This window comes from Enterococcus hulanensis, from assembly GCF_005405485.1.
Classification (GTDB): domain Bacteria; phylum Bacillota; class Bacilli; order Lactobacillales; family Enterococcaceae; genus Enterococcus_A; species Enterococcus_A hulanensis.
Genome location: NZ_BJED01000004.1, coordinates 75,495 through 99,612, shown reverse-complemented (window position 1 = coordinate 99,612; position 24,118 = coordinate 75,495). Strand labels below are relative to the sequence as shown.

Genomic DNA, 24,118 nt, shown 5'->3' with positions numbered 1-24,118 from the left:
CGTATATAAGATTAATAACTTTCTTGGGGAATTGACCAATGACATCTATAATTGTTGTAATGATCAATTGCATTATTCTTGATGAAAATTTCGTGGAACATAGCTAATAAATCTTCTTTGCTTTTGCCAATAAGCTCCGCCGAAAGATCATCAACAGCATGAGAATTAACATTGAAAAGTTTCCTATGTTCATCTAGATCATCATAAAATTGATCCGGATGAATTTTATTAAAATGAATATATGTCTCAATTATACGCCTCATTGAATTCAGCATAGAATTTAACATGTTTTTTTCATAAAGAGAACCTAATTCCATCCAAAGAAATTCATAGTGTGTATTCAAATCGGAAGTTTCAGATAAGATTTTAGTAAATTTTTTGTTTTGTATCCAATAGAAAGTGTTTTTGTCATACTTAGATACTTCAATTAGTTTTCCACTAGGATTATCAGGATTCTTTTTGTTGATTTTACTATTTCCGTGTGGTTGAACATTTAAATAAAAATGAGCATTATGAGTCATACAAATGATGAAATCCTTATTAAGGTCAAAACGATTTTTGTACTTACCTTGATATAACTTTTGAATCTCAGTAATAATCAGGTATTGCATGGTATCGTCGTTCGAATTCATAGGATCGTCAAAAATTATTATCTTCTTTTTGTTTTTCTCTGAAATTTCCAGTTGTTCCATGAAATATAAAAAAGCAATAATATTTTTTTCACCTGTAGAAACTTTATCAATGGAACGAGTGCCATAAATATCTTTTATTTGGTAGTGCTCTACTTGATTATCATTCACAACTAATTCCAATTGAATATTATTTTTTCCGACTCTAAACAATTTTTCATTTATCCGGCTTGCTAATATGCTAGTATTTCTAGTTTCTTCTAATAGTTTTAGTTTATCATCATTTAATTTGGACAGCTCAGCCACAATGAAATTCAATGTTCCTTTTTCTGGCTTGCTTTCATTTCCTTCTAAAGACTTGATTTTCTCATCAAGTTCTTCTTTCTTTTGATTATAAAAGTTACTAAGTTCTTCGGATTTGAAGTATTCAATTTCATATCCTTGCCATTCTTTTTTGTATTCCCCCTTTAAATTTAGAGATTGTGATACATAGTGAAGGCGAAGTGAATTTCGAGCTATGTGATACTTAGCATCTAACTCACTTGAATAATTATTATTATTTTGAATAACATCCTTAATAAGAGTATTTTCTTTTTCGAAGTTTAAAATTGGACTTATACTCAAAGGTTCTAAAGGAGAAAAAAGATTATCTCTCTTTTTATCGATTGCTAATTTCAAAGCAGAAATAAATGTTAACCATGACTGTACTTTTTCTTTTATGATTTTATTTAGTTCAATAATGTGAGTGGAGAAAGAGTGGTAAAATGAAGAAGCATCTAAAATGTGGATATCCTCTATCATTTTTTTTAAAGGATCTAATTTATTTGTTTTAAATAAATTAAGTTCTTTTTGGAATAATTCAATATCTGAACTTGAAAAATATCGTTCTAATTTTTCCATGCGCTCAGCGGTTACAGTATTGCCACAAAAAGCACATACATCATTTGGCTTATGCAGTTTCCATCCATTTTCTGCAAAACCTTTTTTTTCTGAGTTTTCATTGAACTCCTTAATAGAAAATGTTTCCTTGACAGTTTTTTGCAATAACTCATTAACATCGTGTATCAAACTCTCACTATTCAAATTAGGTAGCTTTATAGAAGGAACGTTCTCTTTTAATTTTTCAGATAGCATGATTTCGTATTTTCTGATCTCTTCTTTTTCTAATTGTTGAGCTTTAGGAATATCAGCAACAAACTGAACTTTATTGTAATTGGTATTATTAATTTGTGCTTGATGTGTTTCTTTGATTTCTCTTGCCTGATCTTTATAGAAATTGTCCAATTTACGATCGTGTTCTTTTTTTAGAGTTAAAGCTTTTTCATATTCAGATAACAGTTTATGTTTTTTCAAGCCCACTGTTTCCATTTCTGTAGAAAGAATTAGAGAAGAAAGTTGTTCTTGAATAGCTGTTTTTTCTTGATTTAGACATATAATCTGTTCTTCTATTTTATCAATATTTACTTTTATTTCTTCGTTTTCTTCTCCTAATACAACTGCATTTAGTTTTTCATCAATTAAAACTCCCTCAAAACCTGTGAATATTCTAACGTCGAATTCATCAGAGCACTGTTTTTTTACGATACGACTAAAGGAACTTTTCCCTGACCCATTTTTTCCAAAAATATAGCTTCTGTTCATTAAGGATAATGGTGTATCAACTGGATCAAATACTTCAACGTCTTGTAAAGATAAATCAATATTTAAATTTCCCATTTCTTCACTCCTCCACATGTTAGTGTTTTCACATTTAATTATAGAGGTTTCTCTTTTCATTATCTATTAAAATTTATAGGATGATGATAAAATCGAATAATGGGATCTTGATTAATTTGACAAATATCTAATATTTTAAATATAGTATTTTCTCTAGCTCGTAATTGGACTTACTAAAGAGCAAAAAATCCTTTTTTTTTCTGAGATATGATGGGTAAAACTAAATCAAAACTAACTACAATTGACAAAAATCACTGGCATTTTACAGGATTCCAAGAAAAAGAAGAATGTTGTTATACCAACGATTAGAGCTTATCAGAAGCCCTGAAAAAAGTTAGCCTTTTGCTGGAAGGGTCTGTGGGGTAAGACTTGTTTATTAGCTAGAAACCTTAATGTGTGAGGTTTCTAGTTTTTTTATTTTCTTCATTTCCTATTGTTACACCGGAATTTACACCGTCTTAAAAACCTATATAATTAGCGAATTTTTCACCTGTATCCTCAATCATTTGAGGTGTTACTTGAGCATAGATATTCATAGTAGTTTGAACATCTTTGTGACCTAAACGAGACTGCACTTCTTTAATTGACGCACCAGCTTCGAATAGTAAACTACAGTGAGTAAATCGAAAACCGTGGGGTGTTATCCGTTTTAAGTCCAATTCATTCTTTTCAGCTTTTTGATAAATCCATTTTAGCCAATCATTAACAACTTGCGGATAATAAAGCTCATTTTTCTTATTGGTAAAAAGAAATTGATCTTTACTAAAGGTATTGAATCCCAATTTTAAATACATTTCTCGTTGAGCCATTTGCCAATTTCTTAGTTTAAGGATAGTGATGTCATCAAGTTTGATTGTTCTTAACGAATTGGTTGTTTTCGGCTCTTGAATAATGATTTTGCCAAACTCATCAATAGCGAGTGTTTTACCAATTGACAAGGTCTTTTTCGAAAAGTCTACATCAGTCCATTGTAGAGAAAGAACTTCAGATTTTCTCATCCCAGTGAATGCAATAACACGAAAGAATGTTTCTAATTTGATTGTTCGCATACTTTCCAAGTGTTTAAAAAAAGTTTGTAACTCCTCTTTGGTATAAAACTTGATAGGTTGTTCAACCTCTTTTTTTCTAGGTGTGATAATTTTTTGCAGGGGATTTGATTTCATGACCTCGATAGCTACACCATATTTCATGATTTTTTGAGCTTCTTTTTTTAGGTAACCATACTGCTTGTACTTTGAATGCCATCGATTGACGACTTTTTGACAGTAGGAAATTGTGATTTTATCTATCTTCATTTTGCCAAAAGCTGGTAGTACATGAAGTTCGCAATATCTCCTTGCTGTAGCTACCGAAGATGGTTTAACAGATAATCGATATTGTTCCAGCCACAAATCATATAACTCTCGAAATGTCATAGACTGTCTATGTTGTAACCCGTTTTCATCAAACTCTACCTGTAAACGACTTAATTCCTTCTGCGCTGCTTTCTTTGTTTTAAAACCTCTACGAGTAATTCGGACTTCTTTACCTTCATCGCTTTGACCAAGGTAAGCTCTCAATTCCCAGAAATTACCTTTTTTAGATTCATATTCACGAAACATTGCCATTTTTTTCTCTCCTTTATGTGTGGGGCACATAGGAAAAGAAATGAAACTTCATTTCTTTTAAGGGCTGAATCTTTTTCATTCATGTCTTGGAAAAGATTCAGCCCTTGTTTTATATTTTTTCTTTGTTATCGAGAATAAACTTAATTTGATTGTAGGTTTCATCAATCTTATCAAAAGGAATAGATTCTATTGCTGTGGAAGTGACGACATTGTGCTCTTCATCAAACACGGGAGTTCCTTCGTGATAGTTAACTTTTGGTGAACAGAATTGTTCAATGTATTGAATCTTTTCTACAAGATTCTCAATGGAGTCAAATGGAATCGTCTTGAACAAGGAATCAAGAAACACAAAGTTTCCGTTCTCGTCTACAATCGCAGCGCCTTCTTCCTTTGTAGCGTGTTGATGGTTGAAGAAAAATTCCTCAATGTATTTAGTGTTTTTAGCCAGCTTATCTACAGATTCACCAATGTCTTTCAACGTTTTTTCCGCTTGGAAGACTTGCCTTACTCGTTCATCATATTCATCAATTCTATTTAATACCACTGGGACGTCAGAAACCGCAATTTCTTTTAATGTGCCAAATAACTGTATGGGAGAAGCATTCAAAACCGAAGCAATTCGCTCCAGTGTTTCGAAAGTGGGGTATCTGTTTCCGCGTTCTATATTTGAGATCGATTGCTTTTTTAAGCCTACTCTATCTGCTAATTCCTCTTGTGACAATCCTTGATCTTTTCTGAGTCTTGTAATGTTTGATCCAAAATTTTCTATCATCAAATTCACCTCTTTCTTCATCATAGCTTCTTTCCTTGAATAAATCAACCTTGTTAGTATTCTTTTAAGAAGTAAAAGATTCACAAATAAATCATTGACATCTTTTAAGAAGAGAAGTATCATTTGTTAAAAGAATACTTATAGTTTTATAAGAAGTTTAATATTCTTTTTGAGAAGAGGGTAGATATGACGACAATTGACGAAAAACTGATTGAATGGCAGAAAGAAAATTTTAATGATGTTTACCATACGATGAAAGAAGCGTTGAAAGACGTGAAAGAAGAACGAGATGTTGTGAAGCAAAAATATTGTGCAAATTATTTTGGTGTAAGTGTCAATACCTTGAAATCATGGGTTCATATGGGATGTCCAGAGATTCGACTAGAATCAGGAATGGTTCTTTATAGTAAGCAAGGTGTTAGAAAATGGCTATTGCAGTATCAAAAATAAAAAATGTGTGGGGCACAAGAGTAAGAGTCACTACGAAATTGAAGGATTTTACGAGTATAAAGGTTGGAGAGAGCGAGAATGAATAGATTCGTTGACCACAGAAAAAAAGAAGAATCGATCTATCTAGTTTTACTTGTTGTAAAAATTTTACTTACTATTGAAAGCGATAACGTTGTTAATGAGTTTTACTATGACGAGCGTGGCGTGTGCACTTGGAACTGGCGCCAGCCAGGTAAAGTGCACACGCACACGCCAAAGTGTGCGTGGATGGTTTTAGTGCAGGCGCTTGCGCCTGCACAAAACCGTTCATCCCCCACTATCTAATAGGGGGGATAGAAATAAAATAACAAATGAAAAAAAGCGTGAATAAGCTTGAAATAAAAAAGTATATTGAAGATAAAGGCTTGTGCGGTTAGCGGATAATTAAAAGGGACACACAATTTAGAAATCAGTCATACTAACGATTTGTGCTCGTTTTTCTTTTTAATAGAAAATATAAAAGCGTTATTTAAAGGAGAGGGTAGATTGGAACCGAAAGAATTACGAGAATACCGATATAAATTAGGCGTCTCTGATGGAAAGAACAAAAAGGTAGCCCCTGTTCCTCAACGAAAATTTGCAGAAATTTTAAACGTCTCTCTGTCCTATTACGAAAAGATGGAACGTGGAAAACGAGCCATTCCCAATAGTGTAAAAGAAACACTGGATACTTACTTTCGATTGTGTGTGAAAGAAGGTGCAGACATGCGAGTGATGATTGATTATTTGCGATTATCCTTCTTTGATGTGACTCCTGAAGAAATCATCACTCGTGTTTTGGGTATGGAGGAGGAAGACTTTGAAACGAGACCAACAGGACTCTACCTGTTTGATCGTGTGTCTGTCTGTGAAAATATTTGGGTGTTCTCGCACGAGAAAAAAATGAACAGAAATGTTCTTGTACAATTTTCAGGACAAGGATGCCGAGAATATGAACGACAATTAGAAAAAAAACAAACAGACTGGCAAGGATTTCTATCTGAAATCTGGCAGAAACAAGGAAAGTTGGAAAGTTGTTATAGCCGAGTGCAATGTAGTCGAATTGATATTGCGATGGATGAGTTCTGGACACGAGAAGATAGCGAGTATTTCGATCTATTCTCTATTTTAGAAAAGCGCCCTAAAGGATTGATAAGCGATCGATTTAAAACCTTTGAAAACTATGGCGGGTCTATAAAGGACGCGGATGGTAATAGTAGAAATAAAGGATTATCACTCTATTTTGGTTCTAGAAAATCGCCCCTTTTCTTTAATTTTTATGAAAAACGATTTGAACTAGCGAATAAAGAAGGTCTATCCGAGGATGACGCATTGTTGAAATACGAAATTTATAATCGATATGAAGTTCGTTGTAGCGACGTTAAGGCAATGGAAGTGATCAAACAGATTATTTATGGGAAAAGACTCGGAGAGATTGGTGCAGGTTTAATCAATAGCAAAGTGATCGTGTATGATCTTTTGGATTCAGATACGAAAATTGTCAACGAGCGCTGGGCAAAGATGTTTCGGACAGTGGGAGAGTTGAATTTTAGTATGAAAGCAAAAGGATTTTCAATCGAACGATCAGAACACTGGTTTGAAATACAGGTAGCGCCAACCTTAAAATTATTGCAGAAAATAGATGAGATAGAAGGAGACGATTATGTTGCAAGGACTCTTGAGAAAGCCGAACTAAGTAAAGAGCATGAAAACTATTTGGCGTGGTTTCAAGAGTCAGGGGAGGATTAAATTGACCTCTAAATCGAAAGGTGCGATCATTAACTCATTGGTACTATGAAGTTATAGAACAAATACCATCCATTTGAGATATGTGAAGCCGTATCATAAATGGGATATTTTTTTATTTTCCGCGGTATGATAGGTTTTATAGCAAGTTAAATAGATAAAAATGAATAGAAAGGACAGCTTATGACAGATAAAACCAGTTGCTATACTTATTTCAGCATTACAGGAGATTTTGAACCTGATGACATCACGAGATATTTGAACTTGCAGCCATTCGAGCAATGGCGGATCGGTGATGAGAAAGAGAATGGAAGAAAATTTGATTTTGCGGCATGGAAATTTGGACTTTGTGAGGAGTACGATGTTTTTGTCGAAAATCAAATGCATAACACACTAAAAGAATTAATACCTAAAAAAAAAGAACTGAAACGTCTAAAGGCTGATTTTGATCTATCGTTTTCATTGGAGATCGTACCTTCAATATATATCGATGAAATACATCCGTGCATAAGCCCTAGTAAAGAAGTAATCGATTTTTGTTCAGAAACAGAGACTGCTATTGATATCGACTATTATGTTTTTGATTCAAAAGATAAAGAGTGAATATTGATAAGTCTAAGCTTGAACAGCGGAAGTAACTTAAATAATTGAATAAATAGAGGCTAGTTCAATGAAATAAGCATGTCTTTGTTGTGAAGAACGTAACTCTTCTTAAGTCTGTTAGAGAAATAATGACGTATATCTTTTCCGTCCGTTTTTTGGAAGATGACTTTTCTCTTGTTTTATGATGATGAACTGAGTACAAACAATAGTGGAATGACATTGATAGAATGGCGGAAAGATTATCTATCTATGAGGCTTGCGAAAAAGAGTTTGTATTGAGGGCGAATTCGAAGGCGAGACGCAAAAAGATCCATACTCATATCGAGAGGTAGGCGAGCGAATTAATCGCTCACCACCTATGCTATGATAAAGACTAAAACTTTTCGACTCCAAATCTATAAAGATGAAGAGCAATGTAACCAACTTCGGATTTTTTGATTGTCGCATTTAACTCTTGTTGCATGACTTTAACGATTCGCCAAGCAAGCGAAAAGCTACGTGCATAATTATTTTCTAAAATAACTTCCATTTCCTCAGGGATTTGGATCGTTTCATTTCGTTTAATTCTTTCAATAGCGAATTTGAAATGAGTCACTAATCTTACATAATCTAAACTATTTTTATCAATTTCAATTTCAATAGAATCTTCGATTATTTGCACTAATTTACTTATTAGTAAAGACATTTTCTGCATGTCTTCAATAGTTTCTCCCTTGACTGAACTAACAATATGTAAAGTGATTAGTCCAACTTCACCTTCAGGTATGCTCAATTCAAATTCTTTTTCTAAAAATGAAACAACTTTTTTTGCTACTTCAAATTCTTTTGAATAGAGGGCCTGCAATTCTAACGCAAAAGGGTTTTCTATCGGTATGCCCATCTTTATTCTTCTAATTAAAAATGAAATATGATCAGTAAGAGCTATATGGATATGCTCATCCAGTTTCTCCGAAATATTTTCTTGAATGAGAGCCACTACCTCGCCTGATATTTCAGCAATTTTTAGCGAGGTATTTTCAAGTAATTGGGAGTATAGTTTTTTCTCATACCTATCCTTTAGAACAAAGACGTTATCTACTTTTGAAGAAATGATGATGTCTTTAGTTTTTTTACTAAAACCGATTCCTTTACCGATTAGAAATACTTCTTCGCCATCTCTTTCATCTTCAAGAGCTAAAAGAATATTATTTGTTAAAACTTTTTTTATAATATAACGTCCCATGTCTACCATCCTTTCGTTTTATAAAGCAGAACAGTAGTTACTATATATTTATTATAGATACTCGACACCATTGAATTTTGGGATATTGGAGATCGGATCATTAAACCATAACTTAAGCTTTTTCGGCAGTTTTAGCTTATTTATATCTGTATCCGGATTGATCTGGTAAGTAATTCTATCAGGTTGTTTCTTTATTGTTTTTACATAACTAGGGTTTAAAATAGCGAGTCGAGCTATAGCAACAATATCTCCCAGATTTATTGCATCGTAAACTTCCTCTTGGCTAGTTGCTCTAGGCATGAAGATATATGCAGCACGTCCGTTGATACATTCTTTGATCAGGTCTCCATACTCTGGCCGTGACACGTGTAAGTAATCAATTCCAAGATTAACGACTTCATCAATTAATTGTAACGCATCATCAATAGTGTAGCCAATATTATCTCCATGAATTTCTGTTTGGGTGATTCTATAACCAATAATAAAATCATTGGCTGCACTTTTTTGAATAGTATCTTTTACTTCTTTTACTACTTCCAAAGGAAAATTCATTCTTTTTCTTAAATCTCCTCCAAAGAAATCTTTTCTTTTGTTTGAATAAGCGGAGAAAAATTGTTGATTTAAGTGATGATTTGCACCATGTATTTCGACTCCGTCAAAACCAGCAGCAATTGCTCTTTTTGTTGCTTTACCAAAGTCTTTAATTACTGACCAAACTTCCTCAACACTCATCTCCCGAACATCATAATCAAGGAATGGAAAGTCTATAAAACTAGGAGATAGGGCATAACCTAACTTTTTTTGTGATACATTTGCTTGGCGTCCGCCGTGATAGATTTGCAAAATTGCTTTTCCACCATCTTTTTTCATCACTTTTGCTAATCTACTTAACCCCTCAATAAAGCGATCATCTGAAATTGAAAATTGATAAGAAAATGCTTCACCATGAACAGAGACTGAGGTTGCACCGGTTATGATTAAGCCTGCGGCAGAAGAACGTGTACTATAGAAATCAATATCTTCTTCTAAGACAAAACCGTCATAGCTTGATCCTTTAGTAGTAATTGGCGCCATTGCAATTCTATTAGAGATTACGGCACCATTAGGAAATGTATAGGGAAAAAGTAGTTCATTATTTTTTTTCATTATGTCCTCCAATTGACAACTAACGAAACCAGTGAATTAATATAAGTAACTTTGCTTTTTTATATATGCAATTCTTTTTTTAAGTTTTTCCAATGCTTATTGAGACAAAGCATTTCATCGAAACAAAGGCCAGATGGAGAAGTGGAAACTAAATGAATTATTGGATAATATCTCATCTCTTTCATTTTCCAAAGGCCATTTTCTTTTTGTGCATCAATGACATGAATGGCGGTTAAGGGGTGATGGAATATCGTTTCAGCATTGTAGATAAAATTTTTGATCCTGTTAAATTCACTTCGAATCATATACGCCCTAGCAGTATTGCCTTCTATTTGAATTTCTGCCATGCTAGTAGTATGTTGTAATCTCGCTTCTTTATGTTGTTTTGATTTGAAAAAATTCACAGCTTCTTTACGTCCAGAGTAGGTACCATCAATACTTAGTGGATCGCTCTTATTCATGTTTTTGTGACTAGTGTAATCAAGAAAAATATCATCAGAAAATACTTCATGACATAGAGAAAAATCTCCTCCGTCCATTCCAAAGTTATTTTTAAATTCTAACTCAAATACTTGCTCTTCATCTGACTGTGGTTCATCATCTACAGGAATATGTCGCCAGGGAGATTCAATTTCCGGATTAATCATCGGTTGATGACCATAAAATTTGGTATAATCGATCAAATTCCAATTGTCTTTTACAAATGAGTTATTCCCATATTCATACATCAAATCAAATCGAATATGTGAAAAAAGCCAAGTGCCATTTACTTTCTCCAAGGTATTACAGAATTGACCGCCAAAGATGAATGGATGAACAGTCATTTCATCATTATCTTTAACAGCATACTTGTGCTGTGTATAGGCACTCTGTTGAGCGATACCATTATGACTACGGCAAACAAAGTTTGAAAAATTCAGTATTCTGATATCCATATTTTGACCGGGCCAACTCAGAGCTTGTGAAAGAAATTTTTTACCTTGAAAGTGACCAGTCATACTAATATCAAGAATACAATTATCTGTTAGAAGCGATGCCATCTTAACCATGTCATTGTCTCTCCAATATTTTGAAAAATTATAGAATAGGTTAAATATCTGTTTTCGGTTTTCACCAGAATAAAAAGCAAGATAGTTTACGATATTATTCATATTGACCTCCATATCTAGTAATTGAGGATCGAGATACGGTTATAATGGACATCAGCTGCTTTTGTCATGACTATCTTTTTAATCTTTAAATCACTCTTATCTGATTTAGAAAATTCAATCATGATGTCTTCATCAAAAAAAGTATGATATTTAGTTAGTGCATTCAATTTTTTCGTTCCAAGTCTATGAGGAGTTAGATGCTGACCTAAAACAGTAGCTACTTCATCATCGAGCTTGATGTCATTTATTGCTAAGCTATTTTGATCTAGATCAAAATAGTTCTTCGTATCTAAAATAAATTTTTGCAAGTTTCCTTTTGTACATGAAAATACTTTATCGCCAACTGATTGATCTCTCTGCATAAAAAAGTCAGGAGTGATTAGCTTAAAAATAGTATCTGAATCATAAGTATCTAAACACCAAAAGAAAAGAGAAGAAATCATTTTAATTTTTTTAACAGTATCTTTTTCAAATTTTAAGCTGTCTAAGAAAGTAGATGGATCATAACTTTCAAGAATATCGTATTCATTTTTTCCTGTAGAAAAGCCCCATTTATTTATAAAGTAACTTGTGTTTTCTGCTTGATACTCTAAGACAAAATAAATTTCCTCAATTAGATTTGTGACATTGTTTATTACAAAAACGTATTTTCCGCCAAAGGTAAAAGGATAGAGGATGTTGTATTTTTCGTTTGCAACCATGTGATGAGCTGTAATAGCATTGATGTATTTATCATTTAAAGAGTATCCCATACTTCCGGTAGTACTTATTGACGAAATACTAAAATTATCTTCAAAGGTGAGCGCCTTGACGACATTTTTATTACCCTCGAAACTACCTAAATTTGAGAAGTTTATTCTAATATCAGGTACCAAGATGCTAGACATAGTTTTTAAATCTTTTTCCGTATAAGCGACAAGAAACGTATTAATTATATTTTGATAGTTGACCATTTTTTACCTCCACAAATTAAGTCATCATAGCAAAGTAATTCTCTAGGAACTTCAACGAAATCTAATACAGGATGATAAGTAAATTCAGATAACTTCCATTCATCATCTATCTTTCTAAATTTATTAATATGAAGAACAGTATTTACATTGGTATAAATGTTGCTTGGCTTATATATCTGATTGGCAATCCGATTGAATTCACTTCGAAACATATAGGCGGTCGCTTCATTTCCATCAATCACTATGTCACCCATAGTGTCTGTATGTTGTAAACGTGGCTCCTTATGGTGTTTTGATTTCAAAAAATTATTACATTCTGCAATTCCAAAGTAATCACCATCGGTTTGGGTTGGATTATATTTATTGATATTTTTATGTGCTGACATTTTAAACTGAACATCTTCAGTAAACGTTGAGGCGGTCATTTCAAAATTGCCTCCATCCATACCGAAGTTTAGTTTAAATTCTGTTTCAAAAATTTTTTCCACGTCTGTTTGTTCCTCTTCGTCATGAGGAATCACATGCCAAGGAGAATCAATTTCAGCATTGATTATTGGTTTGTGTCCATAAAAGATGCCATAATCAATAAGGTTCCAATGATCTTTCACAAAGGAATTATTTCCACTCTCATACATTAAATCAAATTTGAGATTAGAAATTTTCCAACCATTATCTGTTTTTTTGAATGTATTCACGAAATGTCCACCAAAGACGAAAGGGTGAATAAACTGACTCTCTTTTTTAGCATATATGCATTGAACATAAGCACTTTGCTGAGCTATTCCGTTGTGAGAACGTGCGACGAAGTTCCAAATTGTAATACGCTGTATGTCCATAATTGGTCCTGGCCACTGTAAGCCTTTCGATACTTCTTGAACACTTTCAAAGTGTCCAGTCATACTAATATCGGCTATACAATCACTAGTAAAAAAAGCTTCTGGATTATTTAGATCATTATTCCGGAGAGCGGTCATAAGACAGTAGAACTGTTTGAATATTTCTTTTCTGTTATCTCCTGAATAAAAATCAATATATTTTTTTAAATGGGTCATAGTTTCCTCCAAATCAAAAAGGCACATAAAGATCCCATTATATGGGGATTCTTTATGTACCTAATTTAATAGTTATACATGGTATTCTTTTTATTGACAGCTGTTAAGCTTATTGTAAGCGCATAACATATGATGTGTCAATGTTTTTTTAATCTCAAAAAGAGATTGACTTTGTTTTGAGGTGATACTACAATACATGTGACAGCTGTTAAACTAAATATTTTTGCATAACTATTTAATTAGGTGCAAAAGATCCTCAACCATATTGGTTTGGGTCTTTTGTGCCTATTTTTTTTGGAGGGAAAACAAATGAAGAATACTATTGGAAAATCTGTACTCGATAAACTACAGAAATTTGGTCCAGCAATGATGATCGTTATCGCTGTTATTCCAGTTGGTGGACTATTACTGGGCTTAGGAACAATCATGCAAAATGAAACATTTGTTCAAGATATTCCGATTTTAGGTTCAGCGGTAGTCGTTGCGATTGCTTCCTTATTTAGCACTATTGGGGGACTTGTTATTGGAAATTTGCCGATTCTATTTGCAGTCGCGATTGCGGAAGGATTGAGTGATCATGATGGTGTAGCAGCATTAAGTGCTGTGATCTCCTTCTTAACTCTTAATGCTGCAATAGGTAGCTATTTAGGAATTACTGCAGAAACAATGGAAAAAGATCCAGCAATGTATACAACTGTATTAGGAACACCAACTTTACAAACAGGTATTTTCTCTGGGATTGTCGTTGGTCTAACTGTCGCTTGGGCATATAAAAAGTTTAAAAACATACAATTTCCGCAGGCATTGTCCTTTTTTCAAGGAAAGAGATTTGTGCCAATCATTAGTGTAGTGATTAGTTCTATTGTGGCAATTCCTTTCGCCTTAATTTGGCCAACAATTCAGAGTGGAATTTTAGGATTAGCGGATACGATGGTTAATTCACAAAGTCCTATAACACTTTATATCTTTGGATTAGTCAATCGCTTATTGATACCTTTTGGGTTACACAATTTGTGGTACCCACCATTTTTCTTCCAATTTGGAAATTATACTACGACAGCAGGGGAAATTGTTCATGGTGATATCAACATTTTCTTAGCCCAAATTGCTGATGGGGTGCCTGTAACTGCTGGAAGTTTTTCAGGAGGGTGCTATTTGTTCCCCGCATTTTGTATTGCTGCTGCGTTAGCTATTACGAAAATGGCGAAACCGGAGAATAGAAAACGTATTTTAGGATTATTCAGCGCGGGTATTGTTACGGTATTATTCACGGGCATAACTGAACCAATTGAATTTGTCTTCTTATTCACTACGTTCCCATTATATATTATCCATTCATTCTTTATGGCTTTGTCATTCCCTATTCTTAATCTTTTAGGAGTGCACGTAGGTTCCACATTTTGTGGAGGAATAATGGATTTCGTAGTATATGGTGTGTTACAAAATGCCCCCGGATGGGCTCTCATTATTCCGCTTAATTTGGTTGTAGGAGTTCTATATTACTTTTTATTCAAATTCATTATTAAAGTATTCAATTTCAAAACTCCTGGTAGAGAGGATGAAATTATTGAACACTCTGGTACTGAAGAAGACGCTCCTGATTTGGCTTATTCTGTTTACAACGAATTAGGAGGGAAAAGTAATATTTCAAGTATTGATGCTTGTGCGACTAGACTGAGAGTGAGTTTGAACTCACTTGAAAATGTAGATAAAGATGCTTTTGTTGACATGGGCGCCAGCGGTGTAATGCAAGTGGGAACATCATTACAAATTATATTCGGAACTCAGGCTGCATTTTTGAAGGAACAAATCAAATCAATCATGGAAGGGAAAGTACCATCTAAAAGTGATAATGTTACGTCTTCAAAATTAGGAGAAATTGGTGTTTCAGAAATCATCTTATCACCAATGGAGGGAAATTTATTAAGTATCGATAAAGTACCAGATAAAGTTTTTTCTGAAGAAATGATGGGAACTGGCTTTGCAATTGAGTTAGCTGATGGAAAGGTTTTTTCTCCTGTTAATGGTAAAGTAGATAATATTTTCCCGACAAAGCATGCAATAGGTATTATTTCAGACGAAGGAAAAGAAATTTTAATACACGTCGGAGTTGATTCTGTCAAATTGGACGGTGTTCCGTTTGAGGTGCTTGTTGAACAAGGTTCATTTATCGAAGCGGGACAATTGATTATGAAAGTAGATTTAGAAAGTCTTAAATCACAGGTTTCTGTAATCAGCCCGATTATTTTTACCAATTTACCAAATCGTAAGGTTCAATTGGATAAATCAGGAAAAATAAATGCGAAAGAAAAAGATTTCTTTCACTTTGAAGAAAGAGGAGATTAAATGAAACAAAATTTTAAATTCGACAAGGACTTTTTATGGGGAGCATCTACAAGTGCGTACCAAATTGAGGGGGCATGGGATTTTGATAATAAAGGAAAAAGTGTTCAGGATGTAAAAGAGGTTTTTGAAAATACCAGTGATTTTAAAGTATGTGTTGATCATTACAATCGATACAAAGAGGATATTAAACTTTTTTCGGAAATGGGGTTAAAAGCTTATAGATTTTCGATTGCTTGGACGCGTATACTACCAAACGGTAAAGGGAAATCGAATAAAAAAGGAATAGATTTTTATCATAGACTAATTGATGAGTGCCTCAAGTATGACATTATACCTATTGCCACAATGTTTCATTTTGATCTTCCTTATGCATTGGAAAAAGAAGGTGGTTGGTCAAATCCTGCTACTATTGATGCCTTTGAAGAGTTTAGTAGAATTGTTTTTTCAGAGTATGGAGAAAAAGTTCCTTATTTCCTCTCAATTAATGAGCAAAATGTAATGATTTTACATGGGAATGTCATTGGTACATCTTTAGAACAAGAGAAACAATGGAAAGGACTTTATCAGCAAAATCACTATATGCAGATTGCACAAGCCAAGGCTACAATTTTATGTCATGAGTTGGCTCCTAATGCGAAAATTGGACCAGCACCCAATATTTCTCCAGCTTATCCAAAGTCTTGTAGTCCAGAAGACTATTTGGCAGCTATGAATGCAACAGCAATCCGAAATTGGCTTTATTTAGATCTGTCTGTTTATGGACAGTATAACTTCCAAGCATGGAATTATCTAAAAGATCGCGATTATCTTCCTCATATTGAAGATGGAGATATGGAGTTATTGAAACAGGCCAAGCCAGATTTCATTGCTGTAAATTATTATAATACGATGACTGTTGAGGAAAATACGAATAAGGAAGAATCTTCTGGAGAATATGGAGATCAACAAATTGCTATGGCAGAAGAAGGCTACTATCGCCAAGTTAACAATCCATATTTAAAAGAAACTGATTTTGGTTGGGAAATAGATCCTGTTGGCTTTAGAGTTACTCTACGAGAAGTCTATGATAGATATAAACTTCCGCTTTTGATCTCGGAGAATGGGATAGGAACATATGACAAACTAGAAGAAGATGGAACAATTCACGATGAAGAACGAATTTTCTACTACGAACAACATATTGCTCAATTGGCGAAAGCCGTAGAAGATGGTGTTCCTGTTATTGGTTATTGTCCATGGTCTGCAATTGACTTAATTTCTACTCATCAAGGAATTCGGAAACGGTATGGATTTGTCTACGTAAATAGATCAGATGAAGAGTTAAGTGATTTGAAGAGATACAAAAAGGATTCCTTCTATTGGTACAAAGAACTTATCAAAAATAGAGGAACATTTTAAGGGGGACCTGAAGTTGTCAAAAAAAGATTATAATGAGATTCGGAATAAATTTTATGAGTTTATTGATTCGTGGAAAGATAAAGACGTTAGAAAGCTGAATACAATTATTGATAATGAAGCACAGTGCTATTTGAGTACTGTGGCAGCATATGCTGATGGATCTCAACATAGTAAATTTGGAGTGAAAAGCTTTATTCGAGATTTTCCTAAAAGTGATATTTTTCATTCCAGAATATGTAATTTTGTATGCAAATCTAACAAGAGCGAAGCACAACAAATTGCTGAAGTTGTAGGAACAGCAATCTCTTTTGAGAAGGGGAGCAACAAAGCTAAATCATTTGAATTCACTGCTTTATTTTCTAACCACTGGGTGAAAAAAGAAGAAGGATGGATGATTGTTGAAATCAGAATGGATCTTTGCTCACACGGAGGAGATTTAGAGACATTTACTGACGAATGGTTCTTTGAAGATACTGTGGTGAAAACTGTCCCAGGTCTTCATTATCCGTGCATTAGCGGTGAACTTGACTCTCCTTGGAATAGAATTAATCAACCGGAAGATTATTTAACTGAAGAAGAGAAAATTGAAGAAGTTTTTTCTAAATATAATTTTGGTGTAGATCATTTGGCTTTTGATCATGTAAATAATGTTCTGTCAGAACATTTATCTGGTGCAATGCCGCCTTGGGGACCAATGAATAAGAGACATTATCTGGAATGTCTTAAATATCATCGACAAAAAGATAGATACTGGGCTCATCCAGTAATGATTAAGAATATTCAATTAGAAGGTAATCGAGCAAAAGTTGAGGCTTACCGAATGGCAGGACATAAGCAGAGAAAGCATCCGTATAACTTTACAAAAGAAAATGCCAATATTGAACACGCTTGTGGAAGATACGAACTTGAATTCACTAAAGAAAAAAATGGCTGGAAAATTATAAAGTGGGAATATTTTTTGGGAATCATTGAGTTAGGTGAGTATGAGAAATAAAGAAAAAGTTTGCTCGAAAAATGATGGATTCTCAATAGGTTTATAGTAAGATAAAAGTCGCTATTTTCTATCTGACTCAGTAATAATTATTTTGAACCATAAATTTTTATAAGTATATATTATTATCATGAAGCCCAATTATCTTAATCGATAATTGGGCTATTTTTATGTTCAGAAGGAGGAATAGCCAATGTTCGATACACAGGAAAATCGCTATATTACGAAAGGAGTAAACGAGCAAGTACCGAAAGAAATTCAATTACGCTGTTGGCAATTGATCGACGAGAAGGTGAAGCAATCAGAGATTCAAATGGATTACTTACAAATTTTTGAGTTCAATCGAGATGATCGACGAAAGACCATTGACATCACTCATCGACAAGAAGAACCGTTCTTCATCGATTATCACGAATGCCGAATAACGAAGGAATTAACAAATTTCCAAGTAAAGAAATTATGGGTTATTGAGCATACAATGTTATTACCAGAGGAATACTAATGAAAAGAATCAGATCATAAGTAGGAAATCATAAAAAAGAATCGAAAGAAGGTCTTGGTATTGAGGAACAAAATAGAGCCAAAGAAACGTGTGAATATCGTTTCCTTACAGATGGTGAAAGAATCATCCGTACTCTATGCAGGTAGGAAATGTAATAGTCCACAAGCCTTGTATCAGTTATTTTCACCCTTTATTGAAAATAAGGATAGAGAACATTTAGTCATGGCGGGATTAAATCAAAAGTTAGAGCCCACAATCATTCAAACAATCCATATTGGTACGATCAACCAATCGTTAGCTTATCCACGAGATATATTGAAAGCAGCGCTGTTATCGAATAGCGTTTCAATTTGTATTGCCCATAATCATCCTTCGGGAGATGAAACCGCCTCGTTAGCAGATATTCTACTGACAGCGCGTTTAGAAAAATGCAGCGAAACTACTACAGATTAAGCTACAAGATCATCTCATTAAATCTGTATCTGTACTCAGTCACGATTACACATGTTGAATATATTAAGAAACATGCATAATTGATTTGAAACTATTTTTAACAGAAAAACACCCTACTTTTGGTAAGTAAAAGCGAAATAATTTACTTACCAAAAGTAGGGTCCAATTGAAACCGATGCTTAAGCCTAATACTTTTATTATTTTTATAAATTGGATTCCACTTAACTGTAGATTCTCACTTTTATTTCTTTTTCTATGTGCCCCAAATTTTTACACCGAAACTTACACCGGAATTTCTTATTTACTGTGATTTTTATTGATATTTTTTTATCCAACTGTTTCCAGTAATTATTGATATGACAGTAGATCAACAATATTGATACTAGAAACCCTAAGTGGAAGGGTCTGTGGGGTAAGACTTGTTTATTAGCTAGAAACCTTGATGTGTGAGGTTTCTAGTTTTTTTGTTTGTCTAAAAATAGAAGGGATTGTAAAAAGGTCAGTGACTTCCATTTTTAATTCTCGACAATTCTCTTTGTTTTTTATGAAGACCATCTAGGCTTTTCTGCTTCTAGTTATTGTATAAGCTGTAAAAGGTGAACAGTCAGTAAAGGTAAAACCGATAATCTAACCTCCAATTTGAACAACTATAGGTTTTTGAGTCTATTATTTGGTGGGATTTTTTTGTGAATTTATTATATATGAAACCTAGAGTTACTATTTTTAAAAAATGGTTGTCACCGAATAGGGGTATAAAACAACCTTTCAAGGTATTTAGTATTATTTTTTATTGAATTATGATATTTTAAATTAATTGACGTTAATGATTATACAGTGGGTTACTAGATGGCTGGAGTAATTACAGTCACATCGGAACAGATGAACTCTCAAGCTAAATTTTATCAACAAGTATTAGCGCAAATCGAGGATGCGATCCGCAAAAGGTAATTCAAAGAACCAAACAAATTCCCAACAAGAACAAGGTGAAGCATTTCGAGCGTACAACAATACAACCCGTTCAAAGGCAACGCCAAACAAAGAAGAGTATCCATTGATAATTAAACAAATACACGAACACTGTGGCAGAATATGACTGCCTAAATGCCGGATCATTTGGCTTAAACTAATAGAAAAACAGGGCATCAGTACCATGTGTGCTGATGCTCTTTTTAAGGGACAGTAACTATGACTTGAAAAATAGTCTCGATATCGCCCAACAACATCAACAGTGTGGCGAAGGACTTTGAAGATATCTATGATAGTGGTAGAAACTAAAGGGAAAATAAGCAGTTATAAAACAAAAAGACAAAACGATATTTCAAAAGTGTAGAGTGATTAATTTGCGTTTTTTTTGGTGAAATATATCAAAGAAATTTTTGGGTATTTGGTAATAAATTACTAATGAAAGAGAATTTAAAAAATTGGAGTTGAACATCATAGATAATGAATCAAAGAAAAATTTAGAAAAGTTTCAAAAATATTTTACAAGCATAGGTGAACAATTAGGAGCCGACGACTCTAAAAGTGTTAAAAAAGGATTTCATCACTCTATTTGTGAACAAATAAACTTTTTTGATCCCTCAAGCGCCTTATACGGGTATTTGACGAAGCAAAATGAACATAGAGAATATGAAGGGGATATGATATTTCCATTCGGATTAAATAGTAGTCAGTTAATGGCTGTTGAGCAAACATTTCGAAATCAAATTTCTGTTGTTCAAGGACCTCCTGGAACAGGGAAAACACAAACAATTTTGACTATTATAGCTAATGCAATAATGAATAATAAAACAATAGCAGTTGTTTCTCCTAATAATGCAGCTACTGATAATGTATTTGAAAAACTTGAAAAAGAAGGTCTTTCTTTTATTGCAGCAAATCTAGGAAGAAAAGATAAGAAGGATGCTTTTTTTGAGAAAATCTCACCTATTCCGAAAGAATTAAGAGAGTGGAGAATACCTGAAGATGATTTAGGTAGACTACAGGAACAATTAAGGCAAGATCTTAAGGACCTAAGTCGGATCTTAGAAGTGCGAAATCGATTGGCTAGTTTGGAACAAGAATTGAGGGATTGGCAGCAAGAGGAAAAATATTTTGAGTCCTATATAAAGAATAAAATTGATTCTACTAGTACTTTAAAAACAAAACTGAAACGAACACCTTTGATTAAGTTTGGGACTCAAAAGCAAATGAAGCTTCTGGTTGACTTGAATTTAAACGATGATCAGCAACTCAATATTGGAAAGAAGATTAAGTATTTTTTTCGATATGGTATATATAATTTTGATCCATTCCGTTCAAGTGAATCTATACAAGAGCTTATTGATTATGTAGAACGAGAATATTATCAAAATAAAATAGCATCTGTTAAAAAAGAGATAGTGGAAATCTTGTCATTTTTAGAAAAAAGCAACTACAAAATGCTCGATGAAAGCGTCGGCATACTATCCGAAAAAATCTTTAAATCGTTCTTGAGTAACAAATATACAGTTGGCAGGGATAGAGCGGAAAAAAATCAAGTGAGACATGATTATAAAGCCTTTACTAAAGATTTTCCTGTCACTCTAAGTACTTGCGATGCTATTACGATGAATATTCAAAAAGGTGAAAAATTTGATATTGTTGTGATTGATGAAGCATCTATGGGAAGTCTAGTTCCAAGTATTTTCCCGCTTAGTGTTGCAAAAAATATTGTTATTGTCGGTGATAATAAACAATTACCTAATATCATCACGAATAAAGAAGAGAAGCAAAAAAATATAGTTCCTCCACAAGATGAAGCGTACGATTACTTTAAGCATAGTATTTTATCATCAATGGAAGCGGTATTTGATGAAGAACTCCCATCTGTTTTACTAAAAGAACACTATCGTTGCCATCCGATGATTATCAACTTTTGCAATCAAGAGTTCTACAACGGAGAATTAATTGTTTTGAGTGATTTTAATAAAAATGAAAAAGCCTTAGTTCTTGTTGAAACATCTGATGGTAATCACATGAAATTTGATTATGACAAGAAAATATTTAATCAACGTGAGATTGATAGTGTTTTATCTGAAGAATTTAGTAAAGCTTGTCCAATTATTCATGATATGAAAACTACAGGGATAGTAACGCCTTTTAGAAGGCAAGCAGATAAAAGTCTTGCTGCCATTGAGAAACAACAAAAGAAGTATGTTGCAGATACTGTTCATAAATTTCAAGGAAGAGAATGTGAAGCAATAATTTTTTCTACTGTTTTAGATAATAAAGGAAGTAAAAGAAATTACAATTTTGTAGAGGACGAAAAGTTAATCAATGTTGCAGTTTCACGAGCTGAACGCCTTTTTGTTCTTAATAGTTCTGTGAGAGAGTTTAGTAAGAGAAATGGCAGCATCGCAAGTTTAATTAGACATATTAAGTATAACAGTGACTATTCATTGGAGCATAAAAGTCCTGTAAACTCAATTTTTGATTTGTTAACAAAGGATTTTCAAGAAGAACTGTCTAAAAGAAGAAATAATTATAAAGTCAATCATTCTAAATTTGATTCAGAAAATTTAATGATGGATATGATCTTAAATATTTTAGCTGAAGAAAAGTATAAGTCAATTACGTGTACAACAGAATATACGATAAAGAAATTAGCTAGAGATTTTTCAGTGTTGACACCAGATGAACAGCAATACGTTAAGAATGGAGCAAGATTAGACTTTGTTTTCTACTTTAAGACAGGAAAAGAACCAATTGCTGCAATTGAAGTAGATGGTCATAAGTTTCATTCAAGACCGGAACAGGTGGTGAGAGATGAACGGAAAGATAGTATTTTAACTAAATTAGGGATTAGAATTGCTCGCTTTTCTACTAATGGAAGTGAAGAAGAAAAGAGGATTAGGGGATTTCTTGATAGTTTGGTAATGGAGCAATAAGAAGATTAATTGTTATCATTGTTTTTGTGAGTAATTTTTTATAGTTCTAGGATTTGATGAAAGTGAGAGATATGTATAAAACCGAAAGTTTATATATCGAAATATTTATATACAGAAACAAAAAAAGATTTATGGAATTGAATTATACTCAAATTGGTGAAGAAGAGAATTATTCCGATTAAGAGTATAAAAATGAGCTATCTGTTGAGGCAACATTAGACAATAGATTTAGCCCTAAACTTTACTTTGCTTTGGATTTGCCGAAAAAAAATGCTTAAATAAAAGAAGTCTCGCTGAATTTTGGAACAGCGAGACTCCTTTTTTTGATTCTAGCTAAAATCCCAAATCCAATTCAAAATCTTCTTCATCCCAATAATCCTCTGAAATGCGATAAGACTTGATCGCCTTTACTTCTTTAGCTAGATGCTCCCGAATCAGTAGTTCCCAAAAATCAGGTAGATAGTTTTGATCAAAGAAATCATTTGTTTCACTTCCTATAGTGAATAATTGTTCTAATGCTAGAAGCAAAGGAAATGCATTCGCTGCCTGAAAGAACATTTGTGGAAAGGTCTCAATAACTTTGATCGTAAACGCCTCGAATTGATCATAATATTTAAAACGGATGATTTTTTCATCCTGTCGCAGTAACCTTCGAGCAAAATCTGTCGTTGATTCATTTTTCCCTCGTGCTAAGGAATAGAAACTTTGTTCGGAGAATTCATCATAATTTTCAGAAAGTTCTGGAGCGGTGCTAAAAAACCAGTCTATAAGAGCTAGTTCAGCTTGTTTTTTGTTATTGGTTGCGTTTAAGACCTTTTTTAAATCTTCCGTTGGTTGACAAGAAAGTGCCATGGTGCTCAAATAATCGGTATCTGTCGGAACAATGAATGTTAAGAGTGGTGTATCATATTTCGCTAGTTCACTAGGCATATTTGGATCGGCAAAGGAAACTGAGTAAATTTTTTCGTCTTTTATGTCTTGAAAAGTAACTGAATCTTTCTCAACAAAAGTTTTGAATACACTGAAAACCATGTTTTTTGGCCAATTGAGAATTACTTGTTTTTGAGCGGAAGTTAGGCTGGGCATCCAGTTGACGATTTTTTGAAATTGTTGTGTATCTTCTGAGATTAAATAGTACATCGCTAACACTTGGAGATAAGAATCAAGTGCTTCAGATTCTTGGCTATCTAAAAGAAAGTCATCAAGATCATAACGATTCCCAATCCGCTTAGCCAAAAATTTAGCGAAGCCATCGTTAGATTCTGTATTTAACGTAAATGTATAGCGCATGTTGAGACCTAATAAAGCAACTGTATACGGATCGTTATTCACAGCCATTGCTTTTCTTAATACTTCTTTGATTTCTGCAAGTGATTGAGGTGCATCAAAATGAGTCATTCATTTCACTCCTTTTTAGTAATATTTCTTGAGATAAAACTGTTTTTACAACTTAGT

19 protein-coding genes are annotated in these 24,118 nt (G+C 33.5%); 10 read left to right on the top strand and 9 right to left on the bottom strand.

Translation table 11 applies throughout. From position 1 onward, the window contains the following. Positions 1 to 11: 11 nt before the first annotated feature. From FFR60_RS05685 to FFR60_RS05675, 3 genes are all read right to left on the bottom strand, one after another. Entirely contained in the window at positions 12 to 2,345 is a 2,334-nt protein-coding gene (locus FFR60_RS05685; protein ID WP_171004880.1) for an AAA family ATPase, read from the bottom strand. Between the two features lie 458 nt (positions 2,346 to 2,803). After that, positions 2,804 to 3,952 (bottom strand): site-specific integrase, encoded by a 1,149-nt coding sequence (locus tag FFR60_RS05680; protein ID WP_137663406.1) that lies wholly within the window; start codon positions 3,950 to 3,952, stop codon positions 2,804 to 2,806. Between the two features lie 109 nt (positions 3,953 to 4,061). After that, the gene (locus FFR60_RS05675; RefSeq protein WP_249354960.1) at positions 4,062 to 4,748 is read right to left on the bottom strand and encodes a helix-turn-helix domain-containing protein; all 687 of its coding nucleotides are present in this window, start codon (positions 4,746 to 4,748) and stop codon (positions 4,062 to 4,064) included. A gap of 162 nt (positions 4,749 to 4,910) precedes the next feature. On the opposite strand from FFR60_RS05675, the gene FFR60_RS05670 reads away from it, so the two are divergent. From FFR60_RS05670 to FFR60_RS05655, 4 genes are all read left to right on the top strand, one after another. Beyond that, on the top strand, positions 4,911 to 5,174 hold the full coding sequence (locus FFR60_RS05670; RefSeq protein ID WP_137663405.1) for a terminase small subunit: 264 nt from the start codon (positions 4,911 to 4,913) through the stop codon (positions 5,172 to 5,174). A 78-nt stretch (positions 5,175 to 5,252) separates the two neighbouring features. Next, on the top strand, positions 5,253 to 5,498 hold the full coding sequence (locus tag FFR60_RS05665) for a hypothetical protein (RefSeq protein WP_137663404.1): 246 nt from the start codon (positions 5,253 to 5,255) through the stop codon (positions 5,496 to 5,498). Between the two features lie 201 nt (positions 5,499 to 5,699). Continuing rightward, on the top strand, positions 5,700 to 6,941 hold the full coding sequence (locus tag FFR60_RS05660) for a replication initiation factor domain-containing protein (RefSeq protein WP_137663403.1): 1,242 nt from the start codon (positions 5,700 to 5,702) through the stop codon (positions 6,939 to 6,941). A gap of 180 nt (positions 6,942 to 7,121) precedes the next feature. After that, on the top strand, positions 7,122 to 7,541 hold the full coding sequence (locus FFR60_RS05655) for a DUF4279 domain-containing protein (RefSeq protein ID WP_137663402.1): 420 nt from the start codon (positions 7,122 to 7,124) through the stop codon (positions 7,539 to 7,541). Positions 7,542 to 7,914: 373 nt separating this feature from the next. Here the strand turns inward: FFR60_RS05655 and FFR60_RS05650 are convergent, their stop codons facing one another. Genes FFR60_RS05650 through FFR60_RS05630 form a run of 5 tightly spaced genes read right to left on the bottom strand, consistent with a single transcriptional unit; the run spans position 7,915 to position 13,065 of the window. Further along, positions 7,915 to 8,763, bottom strand: coding sequence for a PRD domain-containing protein (locus tag FFR60_RS05650; protein WP_171004879.1), 849 nt, complete (start codon positions 8,761 to 8,763; stop codon positions 7,915 to 7,917). 51 nt (positions 8,764 to 8,814) lie between these two features. Then, on the bottom strand, positions 8,815 to 9,909 hold the full coding sequence (locus tag FFR60_RS05645; protein WP_137663400.1) for an oxidoreductase: 1,095 nt from the start codon (positions 9,907 to 9,909) through the stop codon (positions 8,815 to 8,817). A gap of 59 nt (positions 9,910 to 9,968) precedes the next feature. Next, positions 9,969 to 11,060: a nuclear transport factor 2 family protein gene (locus FFR60_RS05640; protein WP_171004878.1), complete on the bottom strand. Its 1,092-nt coding sequence runs from the start codon at positions 11,058 to 11,060 to the stop codon at positions 9,969 to 9,971. Between the two features lie 14 nt (positions 11,061 to 11,074). Further along, positions 11,075 to 12,013 carry a hypothetical protein gene (locus FFR60_RS05635; protein ID WP_137663398.1) on the bottom strand — a complete coding sequence of 313 codons (939 nt, stop codon included), beginning with the start codon at positions 12,011 to 12,013 and terminating at the stop codon, positions 11,075 to 11,077. Continuing rightward, positions 11,992 to 13,065, bottom strand: coding sequence for a nuclear transport factor 2 family protein (locus FFR60_RS05630; RefSeq protein ID WP_171004877.1), 1,074 nt, complete (start codon positions 13,063 to 13,065; stop codon positions 11,992 to 11,994). The genes FFR60_RS05635 and FFR60_RS05630 overlap by 22 nt, the downstream gene beginning before the upstream one ends. Positions 13,066 to 13,374: 309 nt before the next feature. Here FFR60_RS05630 and FFR60_RS05625 point away from each other — a divergent pair, with 309 nt between their 5' ends. The 6 genes from FFR60_RS05625 to FFR60_RS05595 all read left to right on the top strand — a co-directional run bounded on the left by FFR60_RS05625 (position 13,375) and on the right by FFR60_RS05595 (position 22,663). Next, positions 13,375 to 15,411, top strand: coding sequence for a PTS sugar transporter subunit IIABC (locus FFR60_RS05625; RefSeq protein ID WP_137663396.1), 2,037 nt, complete (start codon positions 13,375 to 13,377; stop codon positions 15,409 to 15,411). Continuing rightward, complete coding sequence (locus FFR60_RS05620; RefSeq protein ID WP_137663395.1) at positions 15,412 to 16,809, top strand: glycoside hydrolase family 1 protein; 1,398 nt, start codon at positions 15,412 to 15,414, stop codon at positions 16,807 to 16,809. It abuts the gene before it with no gap. Positions 16,810 to 16,822: 13 nt separating this feature from the next. Then, on the top strand, positions 16,823 to 17,803 hold the full coding sequence (locus FFR60_RS05615; protein ID WP_137663394.1) for a nuclear transport factor 2 family protein: 981 nt from the start codon (positions 16,823 to 16,825) through the stop codon (positions 17,801 to 17,803). 190 nt (positions 17,804 to 17,993) lie between these two features. Further along, positions 17,994 to 18,302: a DUF960 family protein gene (locus FFR60_RS05610; protein ID WP_137663393.1), complete on the top strand. Its 309-nt coding sequence runs from the start codon at positions 17,994 to 17,996 to the stop codon at positions 18,300 to 18,302. Between the two features lie 60 nt (positions 18,303 to 18,362). Further along, positions 18,363 to 18,755, top strand: coding sequence for a JAB domain-containing protein (locus FFR60_RS05605; RefSeq protein WP_212741897.1), 393 nt, complete (start codon positions 18,363 to 18,365; stop codon positions 18,753 to 18,755). A 1,421-nt stretch (positions 18,756 to 20,176) separates the two neighbouring features. Continuing rightward, positions 20,177 to 22,663 carry an AAA domain-containing protein gene (locus FFR60_RS05595; protein ID WP_249354959.1) on the top strand — a complete coding sequence of 829 codons (2,487 nt, stop codon included), beginning with the start codon at positions 20,177 to 20,179 and terminating at the stop codon, positions 22,661 to 22,663. A gap of 333 nt (positions 22,664 to 22,996) precedes the next feature. On the opposite strand, the gene FFR60_RS05590 is transcribed toward FFR60_RS05595, so the two are convergent. Beyond that, positions 22,997 to 24,061, bottom strand: a complete 1,065-nt coding sequence (locus FFR60_RS05590) for a hypothetical protein (RefSeq protein ID WP_137663391.1) — start codon at positions 24,059 to 24,061, stop codon at positions 22,997 to 22,999. Positions 24,062 to 24,118: the final 57 nt, after the last annotated feature.